The 15,463-nt window shown below is 69.6% G+C and carries 14 protein-coding genes and 1 tRNA gene; 6 read left to right on the plus strand and 9 right to left on the minus strand.

Annotated features, from left to right (window positions below; translation table 11 throughout):
• Positions 1-32 precede the first annotated feature (32 nt).
• Together nth and dapB are read right to left on the minus strand one after the other, a co-directional pair.
• Positions 33-692 (minus strand): endonuclease III, encoded by a 660-nt coding sequence (gene nth, locus M9980_RS12750; protein ID WP_250751534.1) that lies wholly within the window; start codon positions 690-692, stop codon positions 33-35.
• A complete protein-coding gene (gene dapB, locus M9980_RS12755) occupies positions 689-1,417 on the minus strand; it encodes a 4-hydroxy-tetrahydrodipicolinate reductase (protein ID WP_250751536.1) in 729 nt (242 codons plus the stop codon). Before dapB ends, nth begins: the two co-directional genes overlap by 4 nt.
• Positions 1,418-1,462: 45 nt before the next feature.
• On the opposite strand from dapB, the gene M9980_RS12760 reads away from it, so the two are divergent.
• Both M9980_RS12760 and M9980_RS12765 read left to right on the plus strand, forming a co-directional pair.
• The gene (locus M9980_RS12760) at positions 1,463-2,167 is read left to right on the plus strand and encodes an NAD-dependent deacylase (RefSeq protein ID WP_250751538.1); all 705 of its coding nucleotides are present in this window, start codon (positions 1,463-1,465) and stop codon (positions 2,165-2,167) included.
• 64 nt (positions 2,168-2,231) lie between these two features.
• Positions 2,232-2,714, plus strand: coding sequence for a methylated-DNA--[protein]-cysteine S-methyltransferase (locus tag M9980_RS12765; RefSeq protein ID WP_250751540.1), 483 nt, complete (start codon positions 2,232-2,234; stop codon positions 2,712-2,714).
• Here the strand turns inward: M9980_RS12765 and hutU are convergent.
• The 4 genes from hutU to hutI are packed head-to-tail and all read right to left on the minus strand — an operon-like array spanning position 2,707 to position 7,824.
• Positions 2,707-4,362, minus strand: coding sequence for a urocanate hydratase (gene hutU, locus M9980_RS12770; RefSeq protein ID WP_250751542.1), 1,656 nt, complete (start codon positions 4,360-4,362; stop codon positions 2,707-2,709). The two genes, M9980_RS12765 and hutU, sit on opposite strands and share 8 nt — an antisense overlap.
• Positions 4,359-5,141, minus strand: a complete 783-nt coding sequence (hutG, locus tag M9980_RS12775) for an N-formylglutamate deformylase (RefSeq protein ID WP_250751544.1) — start codon at positions 5,139-5,141, stop codon at positions 4,359-4,361. The genes hutU and hutG overlap by 4 nt, the downstream gene beginning before the upstream one ends.
• A complete protein-coding gene (gene hutH / locus M9980_RS12780; RefSeq protein ID WP_250751547.1) occupies positions 5,138-6,646 on the minus strand; it encodes a histidine ammonia-lyase in 1,509 nt (502 codons plus the stop codon). Before hutH ends, hutG begins: the two co-directional genes overlap by 4 nt.
• On the minus strand, positions 6,643-7,824 hold the full coding sequence (gene hutI, locus M9980_RS12785; RefSeq protein WP_250751550.1) for an imidazolonepropionase: 1,182 nt from the start codon (positions 7,822-7,824) through the stop codon (positions 6,643-6,645). The genes hutH and hutI overlap by 4 nt, the downstream gene beginning before the upstream one ends.
• A 62-nt stretch (positions 7,825-7,886) precedes the next feature.
• Between hutI and M9980_RS12790 the strand changes: the two genes are divergently transcribed.
• Together M9980_RS12790 and M9980_RS12795 are read left to right on the plus strand one after the other, a co-directional pair.
• Positions 7,887-9,227, plus strand: coding sequence for a formimidoylglutamate deiminase (locus tag M9980_RS12790; protein WP_250751551.1), 1,341 nt, complete (start codon positions 7,887-7,889; stop codon positions 9,225-9,227).
• Positions 9,224-9,886 carry a UTRA domain-containing protein gene (locus M9980_RS12795; RefSeq protein ID WP_250751553.1) on the plus strand — a complete coding sequence of 221 codons (663 nt, stop codon included), beginning with the start codon at positions 9,224-9,226 and terminating at the stop codon, positions 9,884-9,886. The genes M9980_RS12790 and M9980_RS12795 overlap by 4 nt, the downstream gene beginning before the upstream one ends.
• On the opposite strand, the gene ligD is transcribed toward M9980_RS12795, so the two are convergent.
• The 3 genes from ligD to M9980_RS12810 form a co-directional block, all read right to left on the minus strand.
• Positions 9,872-12,343, minus strand: coding sequence for a DNA ligase D (gene ligD / locus M9980_RS12800; protein ID WP_250751554.1), 2,472 nt, complete (start codon positions 12,341-12,343; stop codon positions 9,872-9,874). The genes M9980_RS12795 and ligD overlap by 15 nt on opposite strands.
• Before the next feature lies 1 nt (position 12,344).
• Positions 12,345-13,181 carry a non-homologous end joining protein Ku gene (ku, locus tag M9980_RS12805; RefSeq protein WP_250751556.1) on the minus strand — a complete coding sequence of 279 codons (837 nt, stop codon included), beginning with the start codon at positions 13,179-13,181 and terminating at the stop codon, positions 12,345-12,347.
• Positions 13,182-13,623: 442 nt separating this feature from the next.
• Positions 13,624-13,698 (minus strand) — tRNA-Gly (locus tag M9980_RS12810).
• 168 nt (positions 13,699-13,866) lie between these two features.
• Here M9980_RS12810 and M9980_RS12815 point away from each other — a divergent pair.
• Both M9980_RS12815 and M9980_RS12820 read left to right on the plus strand, forming a co-directional pair.
• Positions 13,867-14,778 carry a tetratricopeptide repeat protein gene (locus M9980_RS12815; protein ID WP_250751558.1) on the plus strand — a complete coding sequence of 304 codons (912 nt, stop codon included), beginning with the start codon at positions 13,867-13,869 and terminating at the stop codon, positions 14,776-14,778.
• Positions 14,775-15,413, plus strand: a complete 639-nt coding sequence (locus tag M9980_RS12820; RefSeq protein WP_250751559.1) for an LON peptidase substrate-binding domain-containing protein — start codon at positions 14,775-14,777, stop codon at positions 15,411-15,413. Before M9980_RS12815 ends, M9980_RS12820 begins: the two co-directional genes overlap by 4 nt.
• Positions 15,414-15,463: the final 50 nt, after the last annotated feature.

Below are 15,463 nucleotides of genomic sequence, written 5' to 3' on the forward strand. Positions count from 1 at the left end.
CCTAGCAGCGGCTCGGGCGCGGCGCCAGCCCCTTAGCGGGCGGGTTTGGGTGGCGGCGGGGCCGGGGTCTTGGGCTTGAACGCGCACAGGTCGACCTCGACGCAGCGCCAGCATTCGGGCTTGCGCGCCTTGCAGGTGTAGCGGCCGTGCAGGATCAGCCAGTGATGCGCGTGCAGGCGGAACGGCTGGGGCACCGCCCTCTCCAGCTTCGTCTCGACCGCCAGCACGTCCTTGCCCTTGGCCAGGCCGGTGCGGTTGCAGACGCGAAAGATGTGCGTGTCGACCGCGAACGTCTCCTCCCCGAACGCGGAATTCAGCACGACGTTGGCGGTCTTGCGCCCGACGCCGGGCAGCGCCTCCAGCGCCTCGCGGGTGCGCGGCACCTCGCCGCCGTGGTCGCGGACCAGCGCCTCGCTCAGCGCCAGCACGTTCTTCGCCTTGGTGTTGTTGAAGTTGATCGTCGCGAGGTGCTCGCGGATCGTCGCGAGCCCCAGCGCCGCCATCTTCGCGGGCGTATCGGCGATCGCGAACAGCGCGCGCGTCGCCTTGTTCACGCCGGCGTCGGTCATCTGCGCCGACAGCACGACCGCGACGAGCAATGTGAAGGCGTTGACCGATTCGAGCTCGGTCACCGGATGCGGATCGTCCGCCGCCAGCCGCGCGAAGAATTCGACGATGTCCGCCTTCTTCAAAGCCCGAGCACCTGCCGCATTTCATAGCGTCCCGGCGGCTGCGTCGCCAGCCACAGCGCGGCGCGGACCGCCCCGCGCGCGAAGATCGCGCGGCTGTCGGCGCGGTGGGTCAGCTCGATGCGCTCGCCCTCGCCCGCGAAGATCACGCTGTGGTCACCGGTCACCGATCCGCCGCGTAGCGATGCGAAGCCGATCGTGCCCTCCGCGCGCGCACCGGTGACGCCCGCGCGGTCGTGGACCGCCGCATCGGCAAGCGTGGCACCACGCCCGTCGGCGGCGGCGGCGCCCAGCAGCAGCGCGGTGCCCGACGGCGCATCGACCTTGTGACGGTGGTGCATCTCGACGATCTCGATGTCCCAGTCGGTGTCGAGCCGCGCCGCCGCCTCGCGCACCAGCTGCGCGAGCAGGGTGACGCCGAGCGAGGTATTGCCGGTCTGGAGCACCGCGATGTCGGCGGCGGCGGCGTCGATCAGCGCGTGCTGCGCTTCGGTGAGGCCGGTGGTGCCGATGACGATCGGGGTATGCGCGGCGCGGGCGGCGGTCAGGTGCGCGTCGAGCGCCGCGGGCGAGGAGAAATCGACCAGCACGTCGGCGGCAGCGGCAACGATCGCCGGATCGTCCTCGGCATCCGCCCCGCCGGCATGGCGCGCGCCGAGCTCGCCCAATTCCGCGACGATCGCCTGCCCCATCCGCCCGCGGCTGCCGTAGATGCCGATACTGGTCATGCCCGCCTCTCTGGCAGAATCGCGGGCGCCGCGTAAGGTGCGGCGATGCACGACAGTCGCAACATCGTCGTCCTGACCGGCGCCGGCATCTCCGCCGAAAGCGGCCCCGCCACCTTTCGTGGCCCCGGCGGGCTGTGGGAGGGGGAGAGGGTCGAGGACATCTGCACTCCAGAGGCGCTCGCGCGGGATGCGGCGCTGGTCCACCGCTTCTACGACCTGCGGCGGGCGGCGCTCGATACGGTTGCGCCCAATGCCGCGCATGTCGCGCTGGCGCGGCTGGATGCGGAATGGCCGGGCGAGCTGCTGATCGTGACGCAGAACGTCGACGATCTGCACGAACGTGCGGGCGCGACGCGGATGCTGCACATGCACGGCGAACTGCGCTCGGCACTGTGTGCGGCGTGTGGGGAGCGGGCGGCATGGGACGGGCCGCTGCCACCGGGCAGCGTCTGCGCGGCGTGCGGCACCGCGGCGCTGCGGCCCGACATCGTGTTCTTCGGGGAGATGCCGTACGCGATGGACGCGATCGACGCGGCGCTGGCGCGGGCCGACCTGTTCGTGTCGATCGGCACGTCGGGCGCGGTCTATCCCGCCGCCGGTTTCGTGCGGACGGCGCGCTACCACGGCGCGCGCACGCTGGAGCTGAACCTCGATCCGTCGGAGGGTAGCGTCTGGTTTCACGAAAGTCAGATGGGTCCGGCGAGCGCGCTGGTGCCGGCGTGGGTCGATGAGATGCTCGGGGCTGATTGAGCGCAATCCGCGGGACGCGCGACGGTTATCCGTGCGCTAGTGCTGCCGGCGAAGGAGACGGATTTTGACCGATCGCTACGCGCGCATCGCCTCGCCGGTGGGCAAACTGACCCTGGTCGCCGACGACACCGGGCTGGTCGCGATCCTGTGGGAAAACGACGATCCGCGCCGCGTGCCGCTCGGGCCGCTGGTCGAGGATGCCGACCACCCGGTGCTGGTGGAAGCGGCGCGACAGCTGGCCGAGTATTTCGCGGGAACGCGCACCGCGTTCGACCTGCCGCTCAGCTTTCGCGGCACCGAATTCCAGAAGGCGGTGTGGGCCGCGCTGTGCGCGATCCCTCACGGCACGACACGCAGCTACGGTGAGGTCGCCCGCGCGATCGGACGCCCGACCGCGACCCGCGCGGTCGGCGCGGCCAACGGGCGCAACCCGATCTCGATCGTCGCTCCCTGCCACCGCGTCATCGGCGCGAGCGGCGCGCTGACCGGGTTTGCGGGCGGCCTTGATGCCAAGCGATATCTGCTGGCGCTGGAGGGCGTCAGCTAAGGCTCGGCAAATCCAGCCCGTTCGCCCGCGCCGCATCCGCCGCGATGGCATAGCCGGCGTCGGCGTGGCGCATCACGCCGGTCGCGGGATCGTTCCACAGCACGCGCTCCAGCCGGCGCGCCGCTGCCTCGGTGCCGTCGGCGACGATCACCACGCCTGAATGCTGCGAATATCCCATGCCGACGCCACCGCCGTGGTGGAGCGACACCCAAGTCGCGCCGCTGGCGGTGTTGAGCAGCGCGTTCAAGAGCGGCCAGTCGCTCACCGCGTCGCTGCCGTCGAGCATCGCCTCGGTCTCGCGGTTGGGCGACGCGACCGATCCGGAATCGAGGTGGTCGCGCCCGATCACGATCGGCGCCTTCAGCTCGCCCGACGCGACCATCGCGTTGAACGCGAGCCCCAGCCGGTGGCGGTCGCCCAGCCCCACCCAGCAGATCCGCGCCGGCAGCCCCTGAAAGCGGATGCGCTCCCCCGCCATGTCGAGCCAGCGGTGGAGGTGCGCGTCGTCCGGAAGCAGTTCCTTCACCTTGGCATCGGTCTTCGAGATATCCTCGGGATCGCCCGACAGCGCCGCCCAGCGGAACGGCCCGATCCCGCGGCAGAACAGCGGGCGGATATAGGCGGGGACGAAGCCGGGAAAGGCGAAGGCGTCGGCGACGCCCTCGTCCTTCGCGACCTGGCGGATGTTGTTGCCGTAATCGACCGTCGGCACGCCCGCCGCGTGGAAATCGAGCATCGCGCGCACGTGCGTAGCGATCGACGCGCGCGCGGCGGCATCGACCACGGCGGGGTTGGCGGTGCGCTCGGCCAGCCAGCGGTCGACGCTCCATCCCTGCGGCAGATAGCCGTTGATCGTGTCGTGCGCGCTCGTCTGGTCGGTGACCGCGCCCGGCCGCACGCCGCGGCGGACGAGTTCGGGATAGACGTTGGCGGCATTGCCGAGCAGGCCGACCGAGATCGGGGCGGTTGCCCGCGTGACGATTTCCAGCGCCTCGTCCAGATCGTCGGTCGCGCGGTCGAGATAGCCGGTCTCCAGCCGCATCGCGATGCGGCTCGGCTGGCATTCGACCGCCAGACACGATGCCCCGGCCATCGTTGCGGCGAGCGGCTGCGCGCCGCCCATGCCGCCCAGCCCCGCGGTCAGGATCCAGCGCCCCGCCCAGTCGCCGCCATAATGCTGGCGCGCCATCTCGACGAAGGTCTCGTACGTGCCCTGCACGATCCCCTGGCTGCCGATGTAGATCCATGATCCGGCCGTCATCTGGCCGTACATCATCAGCCCCTTGGCATCCAATTCGTGGAAATGCGCCCAGTCGGCCCATTTCGGCACCAGGTTCGAATTCGCGATCAGCACGCGCGGGGCGTCGGCGTGGGTGCGGAACACGCCGACCGGCTTGCCCGACTGCACCAGCAGCGTCTCGTCGTCCTCGAGGCGACGCAGCGTCTCGACGATGCGGTCGTAGCTCGCCCAGTCGCGCGCCGCTCGCCCGATGCCGCCGTATACGACCAGCTCCTGCGGATTCTCGGCAACCGCGTCGTCGAGGTTGTTCATCAGCATCCTGAGCGCGGCTTCGGTCTGCCAGCTCTTGCAGGTGAGCGCGGCGCCGTGCGGGCTGGCGATGCGGCGGCTGTTGTCGAGGCGGTTCATGGGCAACCCTTCGCGAAATCGAGTGCGGCGGACAGGATGGTGCGCAGCGTCGCCTGCATCGGCGCGGCGCGGGCCGCGTCCCACACCTCGGGCGCGCTCTCGTCGGCATAGCCGCGGATGGCGAGCTCCATCTGGATGGCGTGGACGCCGCGCGCAGGCGCGCCGTAGTTGCGCGTGATCCACCCGCCCTTGAAGCGTCCGTCGCGCACCTTCGGTTCGGGGCAGGCGTCGAACACCGCGTCGGCCAGCGCGGGCGCGCACGACGCGCCGGAATTGGTGCCGATGTTGAACTGGGGCAATTCGCCCTCGAACAGACGCGGGACACGGCTCAGGATCGAGTGCGCGTCGTACAGCACGATCGCGGGGTGCGCCGCGCGCAGCCGGGCGATCTCCTCGCTCAGCGCCGCATGATAGGGATCGTAATACGACGCCCGCCGCGCCGCGACGTCGGTCGGCTCGGCGCCCGCGCGGTACAGCGGCGAGCCGTCGAAATGCGTCGTCGGCACCAGCCCCGTCGTCGCCTGCCCCGGATAGAGCGACACCTCCGCGGGATCGCGGTTCAGGTCGATGACGGTCCGCGAGATATCGGTCGCGATCAGCGTCGCGCCCGTCTCGGCGGCGAAGACATAGAGGCGGTCGATATGCCAGTCGGCATCGCGCGTCGCCGCGTGCGGATCGATCAGGCCCGCGTCGAACGGCGCCGGAATGCGCGTGCCGACATGCGGCATCGACACGATCAGCGGCGTATCGCCGCGCGTGACGCGCAGCCAGTCGTTCACGTCAACCCCGGCAAATCGGCGACGCGGGTCAGCGCGCCGTCGGCGACCAGCCGCGATGCCGCGACCAGATCGGGGTGCATGTGGCGGTCCTCCTCCAGGAACGGCACCGCTTCGCGCAATGCGGCGCGCGCCGCCTCCAGCCCCGCCCCCGACGCCATCGGCGCGTGCATGTCGCAGCCCTGCGCCGCCATCAGCCATTCGATCGCGACGATATCGCGCAGGTTGCGCGCCATCGCTTCCAGCCGCCGCGAACCGTGTGCCGCCATCGACACATGATCCTCCTGATTGGCGCTGGTCGGGATCGAATCGATGCTGGCGGGGTGCGCGCGCTGCTTGTTCTCCGAACACAGCGCAGCCGCTGTCACCTGCGGAATCATGAAGCCCGAATTCAGCCCCGGCTTCGGCGTCAGGAACGCCGGCAGCCCCGACAGTACCGGATCGACCAGCATCGCGATGCGGCGCTCCGCGATCGACCCGATCTCGCAGATCGCCAGCGCGATCATGTCGGCGGCGAACGCGACCGGCTCGGCATGGAAATTGCCGCCCGACAACGCCTCGCCCGTGTCCGCAAAGATCAGCGGGTTGTCGGTAACGCCGTTCGCCTCGGTCTCCAGCGTCGCGCCGGCCTGGCGCAGCAGGTCCAGGCACGCGCCCATCACCTGCGGCTGGCAGCGCAGGCAGTATGGATCCTGCACCCGCTCGTCGCCCTCGGCATGGCTGGCGCGAATCGCCGATCCGGCCATCAGTCCGCGCAGCGCCGCCGCCACTTCCTGCTGCCCGCGGTGCTGGCGCAGCACATGGATGCGCGCGTCGAACGGCGTGTCGGACCCCTTCGCTGCCTCGGTCGCCAGCGCGCCGGTCACCAGCGCAGAGCGGAACAGCGCCTCGACCTCGAATAGCTGTGCCAGCGCCCACGCACAGGAAAATTGCGTGCCGTTCAGCAGCGCCAGCCCCTCTTTCGGCCCCAGCGTCAGCGGTGCCAGCCCCGCGTCCGACAATGCCTGTGCGGCGGGCTTGCGCGTGCCGGCGTGATCGATCTCCCCCACGCCGATCATCGCCGCGGCCATGTGGGCGAGGGGGGCGAGGTCGCCGCTCGCACCCACCGATCCCTTCGCCGGCACCACCGGCAGCAGGTCGCCTTCCAGCATGTCGAGCAGCAGCCGGACGGTCGCCACCTGCACCCCCGAAAACCCCTGCGCCAGGCTCGCGACCTTCAGCGCCATCATCAGCCGCACGATCGCGCGCGGGGTGGGGGCGCCGACGCCGGCGGCGTGGCTCAGCACGATGTTGCGCTGGAGCGTGGCGAGATCGTCGTCGCCGATCCGCACGCTCGCCAGCTTTCCGAAGCCGGTGTTGATCCCGTACACCGCCGCATCGCGCGACAGGATCGCGGTGACCGCAGCGGCACTCCGCTCGACCGCTTCGAACGCATCCTCGGGCAGCGCGATCGCGCCCCCACGATAGATGCCGCGCCAGTCGCCGAGCGTCATGGTGCCGGGTGTCATTCGCCTCTCCAGATGCGCGACCGGATCGGGTTCAGGCCCATGCGATAGACCAGCTCCGCCGGCCGCTCGACGTCCCAGATCGCCAGGTCGCAATATTTGCCCGCCTCCAGCGTGCCGATGCTGTCGAGCCGCCCGAGCGCCCGCGCCGCCTCTCGCGTGACGCCCGCCAGGCACTCGTCCACCGTCAGCCGGAACAGCGTGGCGCCCATGTTCATCGCCAGCAGCAGCGACGTCAGCGGCGACGTACCGGGATTGCAGTCGGTCGCAATCGCGATGGGGACGCCCGCCGCGCGCAGGGCATCGACCGGCGGCAGCTTCGTCTCGCGCACGAAATAATAGGCACCGGGCAACAGCACCGCGACCGTGCCCGCCGCCGCCATCGCCGCAATGCCATCGGCGTCGAGATATTCTAGGTGATCGGCCGACAGCGCCCCCATCTCCGCCGCGGCTTGTGCGCCGTGCAGGTTCGAGAGTTGCTCGGCATGGAGCTTGATCGGCAGCCCCGCAGCGCGCGCCGCCTCGAACACCCGCACCACCTGCGCGCGCGAAAAGCCGATGCCTTCGCAGAACGCATCGACCGCATCGGCAAGGCCCGCGGCGGCCAGCGGCGCGATCTGCGCGCAGACCTCGTCGATATAGGCGTCCACATCCACCCCCGGCGGCACCGCATGCGCGCCGAGATAGGTCGTCGCCACCGACACTCGCCGCACATCCGCCAGCGCGCGGCCCGCGCGCAGCATCTTCGCCTCATGCTCGGGGGTCAGGCCATAGCCCGACTTGATCTCGACCGTCGTGACGCCCTCGGCGATCAGCGCGTCGAGCCGCGGTAGCGCGCTCGCGACCAGTTCGTCCTCGGACGCCGCCCGGGTCGCGGTGACGGTCGACAGGATGCCGCCGCCGGCGCGCGCGATTTCCTCATAGGACGCGCCCGCCAGCCGCAGCTCGAATTCCTGCGCGCGGTCGCCGCCGTGGACCAGATGAGTGTGGCAGTCGATCAGCCCCGGCGTGATCCACGCGCCGCCGCAATCGATGACCTCGCCGGCGCTCGGGGGACCGCCCACGCGCGGCCCGGCATAGGCGATGCGCTCGCCGATCGCCGCGACGCAGCCGTCCTCGACAAGCCCCAGGCCGCTCCCCGTCATCGTCGCGAGTCGCGCGTTGGTCCACAGCCGATCCATGCCGGCAATCTTGCCCACGCCCCTGATTATGTCTAGACATAATAATCGAAGGGGAGCCGCCGATGACGCAATTCTGGTTCGATCGGGCCTGGCTGCCCACAGGCTGGGCGCGCGGCGTTCGCGTCACGATCGACGGCGCGCGGTTCGGCAGCGTGACGGTGGGCGTCGAGTCCGCTCCCGGCGACCAGCGGCACGCCCTCGCCATTCCGGGCCTGCCCAACGTCCACAGCCACGGCTTCCAGCGCGGCATGGCCGGCCTGTCCGAACGCCGCGGTCGCCCGGACGACGATTTCTGGTCGTGGCGAGAGGTCATGTACCGCTTCCTCGACCGGCTGACCCCCGACGACGTCGCCGCAATTACCGCGCTTGCATACGTCGAGATGCTGGAAACCGGCTTCACCCGTGTCGGCGAGTTCCACTATCTGCACAACGACACCGACGGGCGCCGCTATGCCGACCCCGCGGCAATGGCGGCGGCGATCGTCGCGGCGGCGGGCGAGAGCGGCATCGGCCTGACGTTGCTCCCCGTCTTCTACGCGCACAGCGATTTCGGCGGGGTGGCACCGGTCCACGGCCAGCGCCGGTTCGTGTCCGACGTGGACGGTTTCGTGGCGCTGGTCGAGGCGAGCCGCGCGCTGCTGCCCGCCGACGCGAACCTGGGAATCGCGCCGCATTCGCTGCGCGCAGTGACTGCCGACGAACTCACCGCGATCCTGCCGCTGGCCGGCACTGGCCCGGTCCACATCCACGCCGCCGAACAGGTGAAGGAAGTCGCCGCCAGCGTCGCGCACAGCGGCGCGCGGCCGGTCGAATGGCTGCTCGCCAACGCCGATGTCGACGCGCGCTGGTGCCTGATCCACGCCACCCACATGACCGACGCCGAAACGCGCGCGCTGGCGGAGAGCGGCGCGGTCGCGGGGCTGTGCCCGGTGACCGAGGCGAATCTGGGCGACGGCATCTTCCCCGCGGAAACGTACCGCCTGGCGCAGGGCCGCATCGCCATCGGCACCGATTCGAACATCTGCATCGACGCTGCGGGCGAGTTGCGCATGATGGAATATGCCCAGCGCCTGGCCCACCGCCGCCGCGCGGTGCTGGCCGACGAAACCGAAACCTCGGTCGGCGCGGCACTGTTCGCGCGGACGCTCGCCGGCGGCGCGCAGGCGTTGCAGCATGCCGCCGGCATCGCCCCCGGCAACTCCGCCGATTTCGTGACGTTGGCCGACCCGGAAACGCTGGCGGGCGCGGGCGACGACGCGCTCGATCGCTGGGTCTTCGCCAGCCGCGGCGCCATCGACGGCGTGTGGCGGGGCGGGGTGCAGCGCGTCGCGGACGGGCGGCATGTCGGCGGCGATGCGATCCGTGCGCGCTACCGCGCCACGCTCGCGCGTCTCATCGCGTGACGCCGTCGCGGCGCATCGTCGCTGATTATTCCGCGCGGATCAGGGCGGGGGACTGGCGCCCCGGCCACCGCCTGCCCAATGAACAGGCGATCGCCGCCGACTATGGTTGTGCGCGCGCCACCGCGGGCAAGGCGATGGCCGCACTCGTCGCCGCGGGCCTGGTCGAGCGCCGCCGCAAGGCCGGCAGTTTCGTCGCCCACCCCCGCCTCGAACAGGCCGCACTCGCCGTCCCCGACATCGCCCGCATCGTCGCCGACCGCGGCGAGGATTATGCCTGGCGCCTCACTCGTCGCGAACTGCACGGCGATACGCTGCATCTCGAGGGCGTCCACCTCGCCGGCGGCGATCCCTTCGCGGTCGAACGCCGCACCATCGCGCTCGCCGCCGTCCCCGCCGCTGCCGACGAAGGGTTCGAACGCGACTCCCCCGGATCGTGGCTGCTCGCGCATGTGCCGTGGAGCGAGGCCAGCCACCGCATCGACGCCGTCCCCGCCACCGCCACCGACGCCCGCGCGCTCGGCATCCCGCGCGGCACCGCCTGCCTGCGCATCGCCCGCGAGACATGGGCGGGCGGCCAGCCGATCACGCAGGTGACGCAGATTTTTCCCGGTGACCGCTATGCGCTGGTGGCGCGGTTCGGCCCATCAAAGATCGGGTAGCGCCTGATCGGCGACACCCCACCCGGCCAGCTCCCTGCCCGCCGCGCGCTCAAACAGAACCGCGACGTCCGCCACCGTGTACGGATGCGCCGTCTCCAGCGTATCCAGTTCCTCCCAAGTGATCGGCACCGCCACCGTCGCCGCTTCCCGCGCGCGCACCGAATAGGGCAGCACCGCGGTCGATCCACGCTGGTTGCGCAGCCAGTCGAGGAAGATGCGCCCCTTGCGCTCGCTCTTGCGCATGTTGGCGGTGAAGCGATCGGGATGCGCCTGCGCCACCGCGCGTGAGAAGCGGTCGGCGAAGTCCTTCACCGCCACCCAGTCGCGCGATTGATCGAGCGGCACGACGACGTGAACGCCCTTGCCCCCAGACGCCATCGCGAAGCTGACGAGCCCCAGCTCGCCGAGCAAGTCCTTCAACTGCACCGCCGCCTTGCGCACCGCGTCGAACCCCAGCCCCTCGTCGGGATCGAGGTCGAACACCATGCGGTCGGGATGCTCAACATCGTCGGCCGGCGCACCCCAGCCGTGGAATTCGATCGTCCCCATCTGCACGCACGTCACGATCGCCTCGCCGCTGTCGACGACCAGATAATCCTCGCTCCCGCCGTCCTTTTCGCGGATCGCGACCGACCCCACCTTGCCGCCGAAATTGCCGCCGTCGTGCTTCTGGAAGAAACAGTGCTTGCCGCGCCCCTGCGGGCACCGGACCAGGCTGACCGGGCGGTTGCCGAGCCACGTCAGCATCGGCTCGGCGACCTGCGCATAATAGGTCGCAAGTTCGCCCTTGGTCGTGCCCGACGCGGGAAACACGACGCGCTCGGGATGGCTGATCGTGACCCCGAACGGCTTCTCATCGACCGGTTTCGCCGCGCGCTCGGGCACGACCTCGCCCGCCGGCTTGTCCTCACGCAGCCCCAGGAAACTTGCGTGCCGGATGACATTGTCCGCGGTGAACTCGGCAAAGGCGACCTCCGCCACCAGCACCGGCTTCACCCAAGTCACCCCGCGCGCCGAAGCCCGCGGCACATAATCGACCGGCGCGGCTTTGCGCGCGATCGGCTTCAGCTTCGCCATCAGCATGTCGCGGGTGTCGGCATCGAAGCCCGTTCCGACCCGCCCCGCATAGCGCAGCCGCCCGCCATCATTCACGCCGACCACCAGAGAGCGCAGGTCGCGACCCTTCTTGTCGCTCTCGACAAATCCGACGATCACGAATTCCTGCCGCCGCGTGCATTTGGTCTTCAGCCAGCTGCGGCTGCGCGTGCCGCGATAGGGCACGTCGGCGCGTTTCGATATGATCCCCTCATATCCCTCGCGGCAGAGTTGATCGAACAGCCCCTCGCCGTTCGCGACGATATGCTCGGCATAGTGAATGGGCGGCGCGGCCCCGGCGAGCAGCGCCTGCAACCGCGCCTTGCGCTCGACATTGGGCAGCGCAGTCAGGTCGTCGCCGCCTTGGCTCAGCAGGTCGAAGGCAAAATACTGGAGGTCGCGACCGTCCTTCAACGCCGCCTGCAACGCCGAAAAGCTCGGGCGTCCCTCCGCATCCAGCGCCACCACCTCGCCATCGATCAGGCACGCCGGCAGTCTAAGCTCGGCGATCGCCGCTACCACCGGCCCGAACCGTTCCGTCCAGTCGAGTCCGGTGCGCGTGTACGCCCGCACCTTGCCCCCGCCCACCGCGATCGTCGCGCGGTAGCCGTCGTATTTCACCTCATGCAGCCAACCCGACCCCGCCGGCACCGCATCGACCAACGTCGCAAGCTGAACGTCGCGAAACTTCGGCAGCGTGCCGCGTGCCGGCTTTGCGGCGCGTTTCGCCCTGGGCGCGGGCGCGCCCTTCGCCTTCTTCGCATCCGAATGCCGCACCGCGTCGCCACCACCAGCGATCTCGGCCATCGTCCGCCCGCTCGCCACGCTGGTCAGTGCGGTATCGACCAGCCCGCCCGACGCGCCGGCATGGGCATCATCGACTTTCTTCAGCAGCCAGTTGTCTCGGCTTTCACCGGCGCGCGGCTTCATCCGTACCAGCAGCCATTCGCCCTGCATCCGCTCACCGTGCAGGATGACGTGGACGTGCCCCTCACGAATCATCTTCGCCGGATCCTTGCCGCCGACGGCTTCCCACGTGCCGCGATCCCACAACATCACTGTGCCGCCGCCATATTCGCCCTTGGGGATCGTCCCCTCGAACGTCGCATATGACATCGGGTGATCCTCGGTCCGCACCGCCAGCCGCTTGTCCTGTGGGTCAAGGCTCGGGCCCCGCGTCACCGCCCAGCTCTTCAGCACCCCATCCATCTCCAGCCGCAAATCCCAGTGCAACCGGGTCGCGTCATGCTTCTGGACCATGAAGCTGTGGCCAGCTGCAGTCCCCCGCGCGCCCTTCGGCTCGCGCGTCTTCGCGAAATCGCGCTTGGCGTTGTACGTCGCGAGCGGATCGGCTTTCGCCATCTCAGGCGCGCTTCTTCGCCGGAGCCTTCTTGGCCGCCGCCGGTTTCGCCGCCGGCTTGTCGAGCGACTTCTTCAGCGCCGCCATCAGATCGACCACGTTCGATCCCTTCGCCGGGGCATCGTCCTTGTCGAGCGACACCTTCCCCGACTTCGACTTGCGCTTGCGGTCGATCAGGTCCTTCAGCGCGTCGACATAGCGGTCGTGGAACTCACGCGCATCGAACTTGCCCGATTTCTTGTCGATCAGCGTCGTCGCCAGATCGAGCAAATCGGCATCGGGCTTGGCATCGGGAATGTCGCGGAAATAGCTCGCGGCGGCATTGACTTCGTCGGCATAGCGCAGCGTTTCCAGCACCATGCCGCGCCCGCATGGCTTCAGGCTGATGACATATTCGCGGCCCCGCATCGCCAGCTGGCCCAGCCCCACCTTCTTCGCCCGCCGCATCGCCTCGCGCAGCACGATGAAGGCTTCCTCGGCCAGATCGTCGGCGGGCACCACGTAATAGGGCTTGTCGTAGTAGATCGCATCGACCTCGCCGACGTCGACGAACTGGGTCAGCTCCAGCGTCTTCTTGCTCTCCAGCTTGACGCCCGCGATCTCGTCCTCGTCGAGCAGGACGTACTCGCCCTTCTCATATTCGAACCCCTTCATGATCTCGTCGCGGTCGACCGGGCCGATGCCGTCGACGACCTTCTCGTAATGGATCGGCTTGCCCGACGGCTCGTGGATCTGCCGGAAGGCGACGCTCGCGCCCGACTTGGTCGCCGAATAGATCTCGACCGGAATCGACACGAGCGCGAGCCGGATCTGGCCTTGCCAATAAGCGCGGGCGGGCATGGGCGGACTCCTGTGTGGCGACGCGGGAGTCAAAGTGGCGAGGGGGGAAAGGGTTCCGTCTTGGGGTGTGCCATGCCGTTCAGGCTGGGGGAGTGGGAGTGAGGAGGCGAAGCGACGCCTATCCCTTAACCCGCTCGTGCTGAGCGCAGTCGAAGCACATGCCCAAGGCGCAGCGCCGCGGCAAAGCCGCGTCGTCGGTCAGCACGATGCGCCGCCGGCCGAGGTCTTCGCGATGTCGTAAATCGTCTTCGCCGATTTTCGGCGAAGACCTGGAGCGGGCGAAGGGATTCGAACCACCCGCGCAGCCCGGCAGGGCGGAGCGCCAACAAAAGAACTCGAGGGTTCGCGGCATGTCAAAGCCATGCCGTCGGTCACCGCAAGCGGTGCCGGCCGTCGCCGCCGATCAAGACAGGATTTGGCGCCGCCAAATCCTGGCGGCGACTGGAGCGGGCGAAGGGATTCGAACCCTCGACCCCAACCTTGGCAAGGTTGTGCTCTACCCCTGAGCTACGCCCGCTCTGGCGTTGCCCGAACACTTGGTCCGGGCGGGTGGAGGCGGGCCATTAGCAGCGGTTCCCACCCCCCGCAACCCCGTTTCCGGCGCGCGGCGAAAACACTTGGCGTGTGCGCCCGGCGCGCCCACATGGTGGGGCACTCGCATTCCCACCGCGTACAGGAGCATGTCTTGGCCACGCTAGGTCTTTCGCCCGACGACAAGGACGCCGTCGAAACCTTCCGCCGCGATGTCGTCGATCCGTCGATGACCCACCTCGTCATCATCGATTTCTGGGCGGAGTGGTGCGGGCCGTGCAAGGCGCTCGGCCCCGTGCTCGAAAAGGTCGCCGAGGATTATGCGTCGAAGGGCGTGAAGCTCGTCAAGATCGACGTCGACGCCAACAAGTTCATCGCCGCGCAGTTTCAGGTCCGCTCGATCCCGACCGTCTATGCGATGTTCCAAGGCCAGCTCGCCGCCGACCTGACCAGCGCGCGCACCGAATCGCAGCTGAAGGCGATGCTCGACCAGCTGTTGAAGCAGCTGCCGATCCAGAGCGACGACGCCGCGCAGGAAGCCGAGCTGGAGCCGCTGATCGCGATGGCCGAGCAGGTGCTGGGCGAGGGCGACGCGACGCGGGCGCTGTCGATCTACGACCAGTTGGCCGAGATGGCGCCCGACCACGCGGTCATCGCCGCCGGTCGCGCCCGTGCGCTCGTGGCGCTCGACCGCCTCGACGAGGCCGAGGCGGCGCTCGCCGCGATGCCGGAGGACGCCGCCAAGGCGCCCGAGGTCGCCCGCGCTCGCTCGGCACTCGATCTCGCCCGCAGCGCGACCCCGGTCGCCGACCTGTCGGGCCTCGCCGCAAAAGTCGCCGGCGATCCCGACGACCATGCCTCCGCGATGGAGCTGGCCGGCGGCCAGATGGCGGCGGGCGACCGCGATGCCGCGGCGGAAACGCTGCTGCGTTCGATCGACACCGACAAGGACTGGAACGAGGGCGCCGCCCGCCAGCAGCTGTTGAAGCTGTTCGAGGCGGTCGGGCTGGAAGACCCCTGGGTGTCGGCGCAGCGCCGCAAGCTGAGCGCGATCCTGTTCGGATGACCGCGGAGGAAACCCGCACGACGACGCGCCTGTCGATCTTTCCGCTGCCGGGCGCCTTGCTGTTCCCCGGCATGCACCTGCCGCTCCACATCTTCGAGCCGCGATACCGAGCGATGGTGACCGACGCGGTGGCGCGCGACCGGCGCATCGGCATGATCCAGCCGCGCGGGGCCGCGACCGCCCCCGACGCGCCGCCGCCGCTGTTCGAGATCGGCTGCGTCGGGCGCATCGCCGATATCGAGGCGCTGCCCGACGGCCGCTTCGACATCGTGCTGGAGGGGCTGGCGAAATTCCGCGTCGTGCAGGAACTCGACGTGACCACCCCGTTTCGGCAGATCGAGGCACTGTTGCTGCCGACCCGCACCGACGAGATGCTGAACCTTGGCGAACGCGCCGCTCTGGAAGTCGAATCGCGCCGCTTCGCCGATGCGCAGGGCTATGCCGTCGACTGGGAAGCCGTGACGCGGCTGGACGACGAGGCACTGGTCAACGGCATCGCCCAGATCGCCCCCTTCGACCCCGCCTCCAAACAGGCGCTGCTGGAGGCCGAAACTCTGGGTGAGCGCGCCGAGATGATCGTCCAGCTGATGGCGTTCTTCGGGCGGCACGACGACGATACGGGCACGTTGCAGTAAGGGGGTTAGCCTCCCACCCCCAAACCGTTCGCCTCGAGTAGGGATCGAGC

This window comes from Sphingomonas donggukensis, from assembly GCF_023674425.1.
Lineage (GTDB): Bacteria > Pseudomonadota > Alphaproteobacteria > Sphingomonadales > Sphingomonadaceae > Sphingomonas > Sphingomonas donggukensis.